The organism is Sphaerisporangium corydalis (assembly GCF_025506355.1).
Taxonomy (GTDB): Bacteria; Actinomycetota; Actinomycetes; order Streptosporangiales; family Streptosporangiaceae; genus Sphaerisporangium; species Sphaerisporangium corydalis.
Genome location: NZ_JANZYP010000043.1, coordinates 71,194 through 85,907, shown reverse-complemented (window position 1 = coordinate 85,907; position 14,714 = coordinate 71,194). Strand labels below are relative to the sequence as shown.

The following is a 14,714-nucleotide window of genomic DNA, read 5'->3' as shown; positions in this document are numbered from 1 at the left end:
GGCGTGGGAGGCAAGGCCCGAGGTAGGGAAGGGGCGCTACGAGGCATGGAAGGGAGGCTCCGAGGGGTGGAGGGTTTGCGAGGGATGGGGGGTTTGCGGGGGGTGGAGGGTTGGCGGGAGGTCGGGGTGGGGGCGTATAAGCGGTGGCGGGTGCGCTGGAGGTCTTCGGGATCGAGGTGGATGCCGGTCGCGGTCAGCCGCTGCCCGAACACGTCCGTGACCCGCACGGCCCACGGCCCCGCGCCGGCGCCGTGGGCGGCCACCCAGTAGTTGTCGGGGTCACGCGACAGGGCGCGCCACCGCCCGCCGTCCCGTACCTCCACCCGCCGCAGCGGATTGCCGTGGTCGAGGACCTGGATGGCCAGCCATCGGGCCGACGAGCCTTTCTTGACCCGGAACGCCACCGTGCGCCCGACCTCGGGGTTGCGGACGGTGAGATACCCGACCCGCACCACACGCTGGCCCGCCGACGCGATGCGGGCGAAGGCCGAGCGGCTCAGGTCGAGCTCGCCGGGCGCGCACGACATGCACTCGTCGACCACCTGGACCCGCGCGGTCCCCTGCGGGCCGGTGACGTCGAGATACGCCCCGCAGGCAGCCGACCCGGCGTACTCCTCGGGGGAGACGGCCGCGACGAGATCACCCGCCAGGGCGTCCGGCAGCGAGCAGTCGTCGCCGAGCGCCCCGCCAGGAATGAGGCCTGCCCTGCCGGTCGCGCCGTCGGCGCAGGCGCCGTTCCTGCCGGCCTGGGCACCGAGCGCGACCAGTGTCAGCGCCCCCGCCAGCGACAGCGCCCATCCCAGCCGGTGCCACACCGGCGGACCCCCACGGCATCGCCGATCCGCGCCCATCTGACCTCCCCCTCGTGGGTCACCACCATCGACGAATGCGGAACGAGACCATGCTGTCACATTAAGCAACCGCGCACCGGCCCTTGCCCGCCGGCCTGTGGACAACCGCCGTCCAGACGGTCGCGCCTGTGGACGACGGCGGATCGGCCGATGATCGGGGAGCGGGGCCGCGAGCCGAGGGCCGGATGCCCGGGATCTCCGCCTTGACCAGTCATGACCAGCCTGTAGCGTGAACGCCTGCCGGTGCCCTGACAGGCGGGGATGGGGACACAGGGTTCCCGGCGCGGTCGGCTCCTCACTACGGACCCGCGTAACGTGTGCGAAACACCAAGCGGGCAGACTGGTAGATGACCAGACATGTCTTCGGCCGATTCAGGGACTGGTTCAGCGCGACGACGATGGTGTTCAGACACCGTCCGGCAGAAGGGGATGCCTTGGACCGCCAGCAGGAGTTCGTGCTTCGTACGCTCGAAGAACGCGACATCCGGTTCATCCGGCTGTGGTTCACCGACGTGCTCGGCTTCCTCAAATCGGTGGCGATAGCCCCCGCGGAGCTTGAAGGCGCGTTCGCCGAAGGCATCGGCTTCGACGGGTCGGCGATCGAAGGCTTCGCCCGCGTGTACGAGTCGGACATGCTGGCCAAGCCGGACCCCTCGACATTCCAGATCCTGCCGTGGCGCAGCGAGACCCCGGGCGCCGGGCGCATGTTCTGCGACATCCTCATGCCGGACGGGTCGCCCTCGCACGCCGACCCGCGCTGGGTGCTCAAGCGCACACTGGCCAAGGCAGCCGACATGGGCTTCACCTTCTACACCCACCCCGAGGTGGAGTTCTTCCTGCTCAAGGGGCGGCCCGAAGAGGGCCGCAAGCCGGTGCCGAACGACTCCGGCGGCTACTTCGACCACACCCCGCACAGCTCCGGCCATGACTTCCGCCGCAACGCGATCATGATGCTGGAGGCGATGGGCATCTCGGTGGAGTTCAGCCACCACGAGGGCGCCCCCGGCCAGCAGGAGATCGACCTGCGGTACGCCGACGCGCTGACGACCGCCGACAACATCATGACCTTCCGGCTGGTCATGAAGGAGGTCGCGCTGGAGCAGGGCATCTGGGCGTCGTTCATGCCCAAGCCCTTCACCGAGCACCCCGGTTCGGGCATGCACACCCATATGTCGCTGTTCGAGGGCGACCGCAACGCCTTCTACGAGCCCGGAGCCGACTACCAGCTCTCCAAGATCGGCCGGTCGTTCATCGGAGGGCTGCTCAAGCACGCCGCCGAGATCACCGCCGTCTGCAACCAGTGGGTGAACTCCTACAAGCGGCTGTGGGGCGGCGCCGAGGCCATCGCCGGGCTCGGCGGAGAGGCGCCGAGCTACATCAGCTGGGGCCACAACAACCGGTCCGCGCTGGTGCGCGTGCCCATGTACAAGCCGCACAAGGGCAACTCCACCCGCGTGGAGTTCCGGTCGCTGGACTCCGCGTGCAACCCCTACCTGGCGTTCGCGGTGATACTCGCCGCCGGCCTGAAGGGCATCGAGGGCGGGTACGAGATGCCGCCGGGGGCCGAGGACGACGTGTGGGCCCTGACCAGCGCCGAACGCCGCGCCCTCGGCATCGAGCCGCTCCCGCAGAGCCTCGACGAGGCCATCACCACGATGGAGCGCAGCGAGCTGGTGGCCGAGACCCTCGGCGAGCACGTCTTCGACTACTTCTTGCGGAACAAGCGGCAGGAGTGGCACGAGTACCGCCGCCACGTCACCGAGTTCGAGCTGGGGCGCTATCTGCCTGTGCTGTGACCTTGTGACCTTGTGACCTATGGGGCTTGTGACGGCCACGGTTCGCCGTGGCCGTCTGATGTCGGCGCGGTCCGGGCGGGTGTGACGCGGGGTGTCATGTCGTCGTTACGTGAGGCTCATGGGGTTGTCATCAGCGCCTGATGGAATGAAGAGTGCGGGCATCCGGGTAAAATGTGGTGGTGTGTCACGGTTTTACGGATTGCCGCTCCGTGACGTGGAGCATGGGGGTGCCTCTTTATGACGACGTCTGCCGGTCTGTGCACTGTGCTCACCATTCCGGCTCGCTTCCGGGGGCCTGAGGGAATGGCCAACGGAGGATGGGTCGCGGGGACCCTCGCCGGCGCGCTGGACGGCGCGCACGCGCTGGAGGTGACCCTGAACCGGCCGGTCCCGCTGGACACCGAGCTGCACATCGGCCATGTCGCCAACTCGGTCACGCTCTCCCATGACGGGCGGGTGCTCGCCGAGGCGATCCCGGTCGCCGAGGACGTGACGCCGCCGCCGTTCGTACCGTTCAACGAAGCGGCCCGCGCGGAGGCCGGGTTCGCCGGGCTGACCGGGCATCACCCCGTCCCTGGGTGCTTCGTCTGCGGTCTCCGGGACCCGGGGGACGGGCTGCGGATCTTCCCGGGGCCGGTCGAGGGGACCGATGTGATCGCGGCGGGGTGGCGGGTGCCGATGACCGTCACGGAGGAGGGCGGCGGGGTGCCGGACGCCCTGGTCTGGGCCGCACTCGACTGCCCCTCGGGCTGGGCGCACGCCGGGTCCGGCGGACCGGGACTGCTCGGGCGCCTCACCGCGCAGGTGTTCCGGCGCGTCTACCCCAACGGCACGTACTCGGTCGTCGGACGCGCGACCGGCCGCGACGGCCGCAAGCTGTACGGCCAGAGCGCCGTCTACGAACTCGACGGCACCCTGGTCGCCGCCGCCCACGCCACCTGGATCCTGCCCCGCGTGACCTGACGCGACGCGGTCCCACGAACGTCCCCGGGCTTGACCACCGCACAAGGCGCCGATTCCGCCGTACCTCGTCTGACCGCGTCGGCGCCTGATTAGCGGTCATGGTGCGGAGGGGGCGTGGTGGGGTGGTCGGTTCGTTGTTGTGCGGGTGCCGGTTTCGCCTTATGTCGCCCTACCGTGTTGGCGCCTGGCTGGCGATCATTTGGTGGGGGTGTTCTGGAGGGTCAGGGCGGTGGCGGTGCCGTCGATGAAGGTGCGTAGGCCGTGCTCGAAGGCTTCGTCGCCGCCGGCTCCGCCGCTCTCGCGAAGGGCCGTGATGAGGGTCGCGGACATGCCTTCGGCGAGCAGCCCGGCAAGCGCGGCGAGTTGGTCGGCGGCCGGGTCGGTGGGGGGTGGGGGGGTCGTGGGGGAGTGGGACTGTTCGGCTAGGACGAAGCCGTTGGTGTACTGGGAGAGGGCGGCGATGGTGCGCAGGGCGAGTGCGGGGGAGAATCCGCACCGCACCATGGCGCTCAGTTCCTCGTCGAGCTTCTGGAGCGTGGCCGGGCTGAGGTCGCGGGCGTTGGTGACGACGCGGGCGCCGTCGCGGTGGGAGCTCAGGGAGGCTCGGTAGGCGCGGGTCCGGCGGGCCAGCCAGTCCTGCCAGGACTCGCCGTCGGCGGGCGGCCCCATGCCGGCGTCCAGGACGATCACGTCGGCCATGCCGTCGAGCAGTTCCTGCTTGGTGCGGAAGTGCCAGTACAGCGCGGGCGACTGGACGCCCAGGTCGGCGGCGAGCCTGCGCACGGTCAGGCCGTCGAGCCCGGTCTCGTCGAGCAGCCGCAGCGCGGCCTCGATCACCGTCCGCCGGGTCAGCGCGGGTCGTCCGTTGTGAGTGCTCATCACAAGTAACTTAGCACCGCTAAGGGGGTGTCTGATGGACGTGACCTCGATGGACGGCACCCAGGTCCGCGCGTAGGAGGGGGGCCCTGACGACCGGCCGCCTCGGTCCTGACCGGACGACAGGATGTGCCGCAGACGTCGAGCGAGGCTTCCGGGGTGCGGTGGTCGAGGTCGGCCTAGAGGGGGCCGTTTGGGAGGAAGAGCTGCGCATGGGGACAAGGATCACGGTTGTGGCGGCGATGAGGGGTGGGGTCAACCGTGACGGGTGGCTTGCTGGTCCGGCCATGTGTTGGGCGAAGGGTCACGATGATGGCGTCGGTTAGAGCTGGGGATCGACCGGAGAGCGGCTTGGTGGTGTGGCCGTGAGAGGGGCCAAGGGTCACGGTGGTGGCGGTGACGAGGTTGATGGCGGTCGGGAAGGGGGCCGTTGGGGAGGAGCCCCGCGGTGAGGGGAAGGGTTGTGGGGGTGTGTTGGTGGTGGGGTTAGCCGGGGAGGGCGAGGTTGAGGAGGGGGAGGGCGCGGAGGGCGAGGAGGATCATTACGGCGGCGCCGACGAGGGCTGAGGTGCCGAACAGGGACCAGCGGAACAGGCGGTAGTTCAGCGGCACGTGGCTCGTGTCGCCTCCGCGCGGCGCCCAGGGCCGGCGCAGGTCGGCCGTCGTGAGGTCGGCCTCGTCGCTGCCGCCGGCGGTGCCGTCGTTCGATCGATCGCGGGCGTGGTCCGATCTCTCGCGGGCGTCGTCCGGCCTTTCGCGGGCGTCGTCGGGCCTTTCGCGGGCGTTGTCGGGCCTTTCGCGGGCGTCGTTCGGGCTCTCACTGGCGTTGTTCGGGCTCTTGGGGGCGCTGTTCGATTTATCCCGGGTGTTGTCGGGTTTCTCGTTGGCGTTATTCGGGTTCTCGCGGGCGTCGTTCGATTTGTCGCGGGAGTTGTTCGGGTCTTCTTGGGGACTGTTCGGTTTGTCGTGGGTGCTGTTCGGGTTCTCTTGGGCGTCGTTCGGGGTTTGGCGGGTGCTGTCCGGGGTCCTTCGGGCGGCATCCGGGTTGTCCTGGGTGTCGGCTGATCGCCATTGAGGGTCGCCCGGGTTGCCCGTGGCGTCGCTGGGCTTGGCGGTGGTGTCGCTGGGGCTGGCCTTGGTGTCGCTGCGCTTGGCCGTGGGGGTTTGGTCGTGGTCGGTGGGGGCGCTGCCGCCGTTCGGGTTGGCGGGGGTTGAGCCGTTGGGGGTCGGGGGGGCGGGGACCGGGAGGTCGGTGAGCCAGGCGAGGAGGCGGCCGATGGCGGCCTCGTCCGCCGGGAGGCCGGACGCCAGGTAGCGCACCTCGCCCGCCGTCTTGGCCAGGTCCCGGATCATGTTGCCCAGGCCGACCTGGTCGAACCAGCCGGGCAGCCGCTCCGCGTCACGTCCCACGCTGGTGCGCCGGAGCAGGTCGGCCTTGGTGACCACGACGGCGACGCGTTTCTGCCGGCCGCCGTCCGCGCGCGCCGCCAGCTCGTTCCTGACCCGCTGGAATGTGTCGGAAGGATCCTCGGGCGACAGGACGACGCCTGCGCGGTCGAGGGTCTGCCGTTCGGCCGCCGACAGGTTCTGCTGCACCAGCGGGAGGGCGAAGGGGTCCACCACGATGAGCATCGCCTCGCCGTGGGCGAGGTAGCTCATCGCCTCCACCTGCGTGGACCCGGTGAACCCCTCGCCCGAGGGGTCGAACAGGTACAGGATGCGGTTGCCGCTGCGGGTGCGGGATCCGGGCAGGGTGATGTCCACCATGGTCGCCGACGGCGCCGAGGTCGTGGTCTTGGAGACCTTGCCGAGGCGCAGTTCCTGGCGGAACCGGGCGAACGCCATCTCGTCGCCCTGGACCACGAACCCGGCCCGTCCTTTGGCGGCCTTCACCACGCCGTGCAGGGCGTTGATCGCGAGCACCATGAACGTCGTCTTGCCCGCGTCCGGGCCGCCGACGAACGGCAGGGGTTCGATCCTGGCCCGGCCGATGCGGTGGGGCAGGGCGCGCCCGCATTCCGGGCAGTACGCCTGGAGCCGGAAGCGGCCGAGGACGATGGCGGTGGGGAGCCGTGTCCCGCAGCGGCACACGTGCCGGAAGGCCCCGTCGAGGTTCGGGGTCAGGTGGCGGTGCCGCTCCCCGCAGGCCGGGCAGGCGTACTCGGGCAGGTCGATGCGGGCGTAGCACTGGGGGTGCGGGCAGGTCTGCAGGATCCGCCGCGCCCGCATGAACACCTGCTCGACCGAGAGCAGGAGGGCCAGCAGGAGCAGCCACACCAGCATCCCGGCAAGTACGACCAGCGCGTACGCGGAGGTCAGCGCGGCACCCGCGACCGCGAGGGGGATCGTGGCCAAGGCCAGGCCGGCGACGACGGCCAGCCAGACGGGGAGCAGGAAGAAGCCCTGGACGTTGCTCATCAGCCACCGGGTCACCGTGCTCACCGTGGCCTTGGCGTTCTGGCCGATCGCCGGTATGACGGACCTGAGGATCCGCCACCAGTCCTGGGACGCCTGGTTGAACAGGTAGTGGCGGTAGGCGGGGTCGCGGTTCCCCTCGGCCGTCCCGGGGGTCGAGGGGGAGGCGCCTCCCACGGTGGTGGGCAGCAGGACCCGCCCGGCGCGCGCGAAGTAGTGGCCCACGCCGATCAGCGTGGCGGCGACCAGGGTGATCGCACACAGGACGGGGAATCCGTACAGGAACCCGAAGTACATGCACACGCACCACAGCGCGATCACGAACACCGCGACGAACGGCATCAGCGCACCCCGGACCGCATACGGCCCCGCCCCGCCCACCCGCAGGCGCCTCCCACCCGCGACCCTACGAGCCATGCCGTTCCCCGGCGGGTGTCGAGTGTGTGCCGTGTTGCCCGGTCGATGACGATCGCGTGCTTTGTTTCTGGGTGGGTGTTGGGGGTGTGCCGGGTTTTCGGACGGGCGTTCGGCGTGCGTAGTGTTCGCCCGACGACGACGATCGCGGGCCGGGTTGCCGGGTGCGTCTTGTACGGGTGCTCTGTGGTGGTGGTCGTTCCCCGGGGGGTGTTGTTCGTGCGCCGCGCCGTGACCGGGGTCGGGTGCGTTGGGGGTTGGCGCATCAGGGGGACTCTCGTTTCCAGGGGCGGGCTCGGCGGGGTTTGGACATCTCGCGCAGGCCGGCGGTGAGTTCCGCGTCCCGTTTGAAGTGGGACTCGACCGAACCGAACAGCGACCAGCTCCCGATCTGCGACCGCGCCCACGCGTCCAGGCCGGGCACGGGGGACCCGGCCAGGTGCAGGCGGATGGCGACCTCTATCAGGGCCACCTGCTCGTCGCGGGTCCTGCGGCCCTCCAGCCAGGCGCGGGTGAGCGCGGTGCGCGCGCTCTCGGGCAGGTCCTTGACGACTTCGGTGCGGAACCTCGGGTCCCGCTGGGTGAGGGAGCGCGCGGCGACGGCGGTGGCCTCGGCCAGAAGTTCCTCGTCGGCCTCCGGCCCGAGCTCGTCCAGCCGCCGGAGCAGCTCGGCCGCGTCCTCGGGGCGATCGGCATCGGCCACGCCGGTGGCGAGCAGCACCGCCTCGGCGTCCTTCCTGGGGTACCCGGGGACGGTGTCGCGCACCTGCCCGGCCAGCCGCACGGTTTCGGGGTCCGCGAGGCCGGTGGCCAGGAACGTGCGGGCGGGCAGGTCGCTGAGGTAGGGGGAGACGTTCAGCGCGGTGCCGAGCCGGGCGACCAGGGACGTGCATTCGGCGATGCCGGGGACCTGGTCCCACACGATGCGCAGCGCCTCGTCGCGGCCGGGCGGCATGTCGTCCGCTACGTCCGCTACGTCCGCTACGTCGGCTCCGAAGTGGCCTTGGGGTGTGTTGTCCGCTACATCGGCGCCGAGGCGGCCATGGGGTGTGTTGTCCGCCACGCTGGCGCCGAGGCGGTCAGGCGATGTGTCGTTCGCTACATCGGTGTTGAGGCGGTCTTGCGGTGTGTTGTCTGCCACGCTGGCGCTGAGGCGGTCAGGCGGTGTGTTATCCGCTACGTCGGTGGCGAGGCGGTCTTGCGGTGTGTTGTCCGCCACGTCGGTACCGAGGCGGTCATGTGGCATGTCGTCTGCCACGTCGGTACCGAAGCGGTCGGGCTGCGTGTCGTCTGTCACGTCGGCGCCGTCGAAGCGGCCGTGCGGCATGTCGTCGGTCACGTCGGCGCCGAATCTGATCAGGTCCACGGTCGCGTCGACGCGCGTGACCAGTTCGCGCCGTACGCGCGAGAGGACCACCGCCGTGCCGGTGCGCGGGGTGGCCGACAGGTCGCGGGCGTGCAGCTCGTCGCACACGGCGTCGTCCAGCATCCGGTCGAGGACGTCCGGCGCCGCCTCCTCGACGCCGAGGACCACCCCGGACAGGACGGTGTCCCGCAGGCCGGGCGGTACCCGTTCCAGCAGCCGCCCGAGGTCGCCCCTGCCCTCGCGGGCCAGGGTACGCGCCGCGGCTTCGAGGTCGTCGCCGGTGATGGGCGCCCCGATCGCGTGGGCGGTCGCGGCGGCGTCGCCGAGCCGGTCCATGTCGGTCGCGGCGGCGAGCGCCCGCGCGGTCTCGCGGCGGAGCGTCTCCCGGGTTTCCTCACGCAGCGCGGGCTCGGGCGGCGGCAGCGTACGGTCGCGCAGGGCGAGGACGGCGCACCGCGCGGCGCAGCGCTCGGCGGTGTCCACCGGCGCGACGGCGCGGGCGGCGGAGGCCAGTTCGAAGTCCATCTCGCCGGACATCCGGCCGAGGTCCTGCCACAGCCAGTCGGGAAGGTCGCCGGTCAGCGAGCGGGCGATGGCCGACCGCTCCTCGGCGGTCACGGTCGGGTCGCCCTGGCAGAAGGCGAGCAGCGCGGCGCCGGTCTCCAGGTCGAACCCCGCGCCGTCGTGCGCGCCCGAAGAACCGCCGGGTCCGCCGTGCCTGACCGAAGAATTGCCGGGTCCGCCGTGCTTGACCGGGGATCCGCCGGGCCCGCCATGGGCGGCCGGGGAACCGCTGGGCCCGCCGTGCCTGGCCGAGGAGCCGCCGGGTCCGCCGTGCCTGGCCGAGGAGCCGCCGGGCCCGCCATGGGCGGCCGGGGACCCGCCGGGCGCGGCCGAGGGCCCGTCGTGCGTGGCCGGGTTCCCACCACGCCCGCCATACCCCCCATGCCCGCCGTACGCAGCCGGGTTCGCGCCACGCCCGCCGTGCTCGGCCGATGTCACGCTCGGCCCGCCGGGTGACGACGGAGCGGGTCGGCCGGTCGTAGCCGATGTCCCGCCGGGTCGGTCGGTCGCCGCCGGGGTCGCGCCCAGTTCGCCGATCGCGTCGATGCCCGCCAGGTCCGACCGGCGCCAGCATTCGGTGACCGTGCGGGCGAACCGGCCGAGGGGGGCTCCTTCGGCTGGAGGTTCGGACAGCCGGACGACGGCGGCGTCGATGTCGGACGGCATCCAGACGTCCGGCGTCGTCCCCACGATCACCTGCGTGGCCGTCGCGGGGTCGGCGCTGTAGGTCAGGAACGGCAGCCGCGCGGCCACCGGCCACGGCAGCGAGTAGGAGATCACCGCGATCCATCGCACGATCTCCTCGACGTCGTCGCAGACCAGGACCACGCGGCCGTGACCTTGGGACAGCGCCTTGGCGACGGTCGAGAGCAGCCCGCCGAGCCGGGTGTACGCGGCGTCGCCCCCCGCGGCGAGCCATTCGGCCAGCGACTCGGGGTCGAGGTGGTCGCCCGGCAGCGGGTCGGCCAGCTCGGGCAGTGCGGTGCCGGACGCCGCCGGGGCGTCCGACCACAGCGACGCCCGCCAGAACTCCACCGGCCGCAGCCCGGTCAGCTCGCCGGGCCCGGCGACGACGGCGTGCCCGAGGAAGTTGCCGTACCGGCCGGAGTAGTCCTGCCCGAGGTAGACGCACCGGGTGAGCACGCTCAGCTCGCCCACCGGCCCGTACGACAGGGCCACCGGGAGGTCGGCGACCTGCGCGGGGGTGGGGGCCAGCGGGGCGGCGGGGGGCGGCTTGTAGCTGAGGTGCGCGGCTACCTTGCCCGCGAGCCCGGGCGGGAGCCCCGGCGACTCGGCGACGAACTGGAACCCGGCGCGCCCGCCAGGACCGGCCTCGGCCGACGTGTAGTGCAACTGCCAGGCCATCCCCTACCCCCGCCCCCGGCCGTGCCGGCGGCCGTACCGTGTCGAGGCCGCCACCCATCCTTGGAACCGGTGGCTATACCGCGCCGGGGTCCCCGCCGGACCGTTGAGCCGGTGGCCGTACCGCGTCAAAGTCCCCGCCGGACCGCTGAGCCGGTGGCCTTGCAGCGTCGAAGTCTCTGCTGGACCGCTGAGCGAGTGGCTGTTCAGCGTCGAAGCCTCCGCTGGACCGCCGAGCCGGTGGCCGTTAAGCGCCGAAGTCGCCGCCGGACCGACGAGCCGATGGCCGTGTCGTGTCGGGGTCGCCGGGGTTCGGGGACGGTGGTCGTGGCGTGGCGGGGTCACTGGCGGACTCCTACGAGCATGCCGAAGCGGTGGAGGAGCCACAGCAGAGGGTCTTCGACGCGGTACGGGCGGATGCCGCCGGGGCCGACCGCGTCGCGGCCGGGGACGCCGCCGAGGGCGGACAGGCCGAACAGCGCGAAGTCGGTGAAGTGCTGGCGTAGGTAGCGGTCGACCATCCCGGCCTGCCAGTCGTCCAGCAGGGCCCTGACCTGTTCGTGGACCGCCTCCCTGTCGTCCAGGTCGAGCGTCCCTGAGGGGGTGCGGGCGCGGTGCAGCGCCGACTGGGTGTCCATGCCCTCCTGCAGCGCGTCGATCTTGCTGAGCGCGACCGCGACCGGCACCTTGAGCCGCCCCGACCCCGCCCGGTCGCGCAGCAGCTCGGTCACCCGGCTGATGACGTTGATCGGGTCGCTGTCGGGATCGCCCGCGTTGGCGCCGCCCCTGGCCTGCGCGAGCCCGCTCAGCGAGGCCTTGGCCCCCGGGAGCTCCAGCGGGTCGACCAGGAAGATGATCGCGTCGGCGGCGTTGAGGTAGCGCAGGTGCGTCTCGGTGGACTCGCGGCTGCGCAGGTCCTCGCCCGCGGTGTCGAACAGCACCAGGGTCAGCGACATCGTCTTGGTGCGCAGGCGCCCCGGCACGGTGCGGGTGAGCAGGTACACCAGCGGGTCGCGCGGCTCGGTCGCGGCCGGCCGCGTGGTGGCGAGCAGCCGCTGCTCGCCGTACAGCGGCCGGGCGAAGTCCTGCTTGTAGCGGGCGATGGTGCGGTCGTCGCAGGCGACCAGCGAGGAGTCGAGCTCCGCACCGACCCGGTTGGTCAGCTCGTGCAGCAGCACCGCGATGTAGGTGCTCTTGCCCGACCCCTTGGCCCCGACCAGGGCGACGATCCTGCCGGGGTTGGCGCAGTACTCGGCCGGCAGCCGGTTGTGGCACTCCGGGCACGCCCGCCAGCCGGTGGAGCGCCCGCAGTGCGGGCAGTCGGCCCGGCGGCCGGGCCTGCGCACCGAGAACACCGGGGGCAGGGCGGCCGCGGCGCGCGAGCCCAGGTAGTCGGCCAGGGTCTCGTCCAGCTCCGCCTCGCAGCCCCCGCCGCGCCCGGGCCGGCCCGCGCAGCGGAACGCGATGCGGTTGCCCTCCAGCCGCGCGAAGCAGAACGGACAGGTGATCTCCACGGACTTATCCCACCTTCATCCGCCGGACCGGCGGGTCGATCAGGGCCACGTCGCCCCCGGTGCCCGGTCCAGCGGCTCCCCGGGCGTCCTCGGAGGCCCCTTCGGCGAAGCACCGCAGCCAGTACGGCCGCGCCTGCCGGGGGGCGGGGACGGTGAGACGGGCCGGGAGGTCCAGGTCGGTCCAGTGGTCCAGCAGGACGCCGTCGTCGGCGGACTTCGGCTGGACGTGACCGGGTTTGAGCACCAGCGAGAGGCGGCTCAGCCGTACGGGTCGGTCGGCGGTCACCTCGACCACCACCGAGCGGCGCCAGGCGGGGCCCTGCTGGCTGAGGTCATAGCGCACCGGGACGTGCCCGTCCAGCCGCAGGCTCACCGCGGCGCCGCGCACGCGCTCGCCGTGCACCAGGGAGGTGGGCGCGACCTCGACGGTGACCGGCTCTCCTTCGGAGACGTCCAGCCGCACCCCGCCCTGCGCGCGGTACGCGGCCGGGTTGACGATCATGCTGCGCCCGTTCCAGCGCATCTCCACCTCGGGCACGTCCGGCGGCCAGTCGAAACCGACGTAGACCGTGACGCCGCGCCGCTGCGCGGTGAGGCGGGTCGGCGGCGCCAGGTTGACGTGGTCGAGGTGCCCGCCGATGGTGGCCAGGTCGTCGGCGACGGTGACCGCGAGGAGCACGCCGTGGTTGGCCCCCGGCCGGATGGCCTGGCCGTCGCGCGTGGGGATGGCGGGGATCGCGCGGGTCGCCGCCCGCAGCTCGTCCAGCGACAGGGTGGTGCCGACCGGCCAGGGAGGCGTCCCGTCCAGCGCCACGATCTCCAGCACCCCCGACGGCGGCTCGTCGTACCGCACGAGGAACGTGCCGGGCGCCGACGGGTCGGGGTGCAGGGTGAAGTCGGTGACCGGCCGGGGACGCCCCTGCGGGGTCATGGTCCGCCGCACGCCCGGGGTGATCACCTCGCCGTCGGGACCGGAGTACGCGGCGGCCACGACGTAGGAGTAGCTGGTGCCGTTGACCACCGCGCTGTCGCGGAACCCGGTGTCCCCGGAGGCCAGCGCGCGGCCGTCGCGCGTCACCACCACCCGCGCGGCCTCGGCCGGCCGCGACCAGCGGCCCGACACCACCCCGTCGCCCGCCGTCAGCCGGATGTCGCCGGGCTCGGGCCTGACCACCACCGGGGCCGCCGCCGCGGGCATGGACACGGCCGCCTCCCGGCGCGCCACCACCGTGTAGGTGATCGGCGTGTTGACCGGGGGCCGCTCGTCGCGCAGGGACGGCTGCTCGGTGGTCGCCAGCGGCTCGCCGTTGCGGTACACGTCGTACACGATGCGGCCGGCCCGCGAGGGGGAGGGCTGCCACACCAGGCCGGCCCCCTCGCCCTGGAGGTTCGCGCGAAGCGCCCGCGCGGGCAGGGGCGCCAGCCGCGCGAGCAGCTCGGCGGCGCCGGGCAGGTCGGGGACGCGCTGGAGCGCGTCGCGCAGCGCCAGCCAGGCGTCGTCGGGATCCAGCGCGGCCCGCGCGCGGTCCCTGAGCTGGACGGCCCGCGCCAGCCTGGCCTGGACCTCGGTCGCCAGCTCCGCCGCGTCGCCGGTGAGCGCGCCGGGGGCCAGCGCCCCGGCGAAGTCGGCCGCCGCGTGGATCTCGCCGGCGTCTACCAGCTCGCGCAGCCGCACCGACGGCCCGGTCGCGACCCCGCCCTCCCCGCGCACGGCGAAGATGAGCCGGCGGGCGTCGGCGGGGTGCAGGTCCAGCTCGGTGGTCGCGTGTCGCAGCAGCGTGTCGTCGTAGGGGTGCTCGCGCACCCGTTCGCGCAGGCGGGACACGATGTCGTACCGGATCAGGGTGCCGGTGTCGGGGGAGTTGCGCAGCGCGGCCAGCACGGTGTCGGCGCTGATCGTCCACGGCCCCCGGGTGCGGGTGGCCCACTGCCGCTCGGCCTCCCTGAGCGCCTCCTCGACCGGCCCGGCGCCGGGGACCTCCAGCCCGTCCAGGACCCGCATGCCCGCGCAGCCGTCGCCGAAGACGAACCGGCCCAGGTGGGCCAGGCCGAGCGTGTCCAGCGCCTCGCGCGCCTTGCCGTACCCGGGGTAGGGGGCGGTCTCGGGCAGCGGGTCGGGATCGCGCACCTCGATGGACCGTTCGGCGGCCAGGCCCGCGGCCTCCTCCTGGCTGACGCCGCTGGACCGGGCGATCGTGGCCAGCAGCGCGGGGGACAGCATGCGCAGCCGCCCGGCCGCGTCATCGAGCCGGCCGCGCGCGTCGTCGAGCCGCCGCGTCGCACGCAGCTCGGAGTCGCCGAGCGCCGCGCGCAGCGGGTCGAGGTCGCCTTCGGCGGCGGCGGTGAACATCGGGGCGAAGCGCGCGTGGTCGGCCTCCAGCCGGTCGGCCAGCCGCTTGTACTTCAGCATGCCCCGCGCCCGGCGCCAGCTCTGGCGCACCAGTTTGACCGTGTCGGTGACGTCGGCCGCGGTCATCGTCTCGTGGAGCTGGTAGCGGACCCGCAGGTCCTCGGGCGGGACCCCGCCCGCCTCGCGCGCGGGTTCGAGGACCTCGCGGGTGTACCGCTGCTCGTCGAAGGCCATCCGGCCGCC

At 72.8% G+C, this 14,714-nt stretch carries 8 protein-coding genes; 2 read left to right on the top strand and 6 right to left on the bottom strand.

The window, feature by feature from the left end:
- On the bottom strand, positions 1 to 815 hold an 815-nt coding region (locus NYZ98_RS26400), incomplete at its 3' end, for an expansin EXLX1 family cellulose-binding protein (RefSeq protein WP_262846044.1).
- A 470-nt stretch (positions 816 to 1,285) separates the two neighbouring features.
- Between NYZ98_RS26400 and glnA the strand changes: the two genes are divergently transcribed.
- Together glnA and NYZ98_RS26390 are read left to right on the top strand one after the other, a co-directional pair.
- Positions 1,286 to 2,647, top strand: coding sequence for a type I glutamate--ammonia ligase (gene glnA, locus NYZ98_RS26395; protein ID WP_262846042.1), 1,362 nt, complete (start codon positions 1,286 to 1,288; stop codon positions 2,645 to 2,647).
- A 303-nt stretch (positions 2,648 to 2,950) separates the two neighbouring features.
- On the top strand, positions 2,951 to 3,610 hold the full coding sequence (locus NYZ98_RS26390; RefSeq protein WP_262846040.1) for a hypothetical protein: 660 nt from the start codon (positions 2,951 to 2,953) through the stop codon (positions 3,608 to 3,610).
- A 195-nt stretch (positions 3,611 to 3,805) separates the two neighbouring features.
- On the opposite strand, the gene NYZ98_RS26385 is transcribed toward NYZ98_RS26390, so the two are convergent.
- The 5 genes from NYZ98_RS26385 to NYZ98_RS26365 form a co-directional block, all read right to left on the bottom strand.
- On the bottom strand, positions 3,806 to 4,489 hold the full coding sequence (locus tag NYZ98_RS26385) for a TetR/AcrR family transcriptional regulator C-terminal domain-containing protein (RefSeq protein WP_262846038.1): 684 nt from the start codon (positions 4,487 to 4,489) through the stop codon (positions 3,806 to 3,808).
- Between the two features lie 483 nt (positions 4,490 to 4,972).
- Positions 4,973 to 7,243 (bottom strand): TRAFAC clade GTPase domain-containing protein, encoded by a 2,271-nt coding sequence (locus tag NYZ98_RS26380; protein ID WP_262846036.1) that lies wholly within the window; start codon positions 7,241 to 7,243, stop codon positions 4,973 to 4,975.
- A 337-nt stretch (positions 7,244 to 7,580) separates the two neighbouring features.
- Positions 7,581 to 10,610: a GAP1-N2 domain-containing protein gene (locus tag NYZ98_RS26375; protein ID WP_262846034.1), complete on the bottom strand. Its 3,030-nt coding sequence runs from the start codon at positions 10,608 to 10,610 to the stop codon at positions 7,581 to 7,583.
- Positions 10,611 to 10,948: 338 nt separating this feature from the next.
- Positions 10,949 to 12,121: a TRAFAC clade GTPase domain-containing protein gene (locus tag NYZ98_RS26370; RefSeq protein WP_262846032.1), complete on the bottom strand. Its 1,173-nt coding sequence runs from the start codon at positions 12,119 to 12,121 to the stop codon at positions 10,949 to 10,951.
- A 4-nt stretch (positions 12,122 to 12,125) separates the two neighbouring features.
- The gene (locus NYZ98_RS26365; RefSeq protein ID WP_262846030.1) at positions 12,126 to 14,705 is read right to left on the bottom strand and encodes a hypothetical protein; all 2,580 of its coding nucleotides are present in this window, start codon (positions 14,703 to 14,705) and stop codon (positions 12,126 to 12,128) included.
- Between the last annotated feature and the right edge of the window lie 9 nt (positions 14,706 to 14,714).

Excerpts from the sequence above, each read along its gene's own strand:
- NYZ98_RS26380 (WP_262846036.1), bottom strand. The coding sequence starts at position 7,243 with ATGCCGTTCGTCGCGGTGTTCGTGATCGCGCTGTGGTGCGTGTGCATG.
- NYZ98_RS26365 (WP_262846030.1), bottom strand. The coding sequence starts at position 14,705 with ATGGCCTTCGACGAGCAGCGGTACACCCGCGAGGTCCTCGAACCCGCG.
- NYZ98_RS26375 (WP_262846034.1), bottom strand. The coding sequence starts at position 10,610 with ATGGCCTGGCAGTTGCACTACACGTCGGCCGAGGCCGGTCCTGGCGGG.
- NYZ98_RS26385 (WP_262846038.1), bottom strand. The coding sequence starts at position 4,489 with ATGAGCACTCACAACGGACGACCCGCGCTGACCCGGCGGACGGTGATC.
- NYZ98_RS26390 (WP_262846040.1), top strand. The coding sequence starts at position 2,951 with ATGGCCAACGGAGGATGGGTCGCGGGGACCCTCGCCGGCGCGCTGGAC.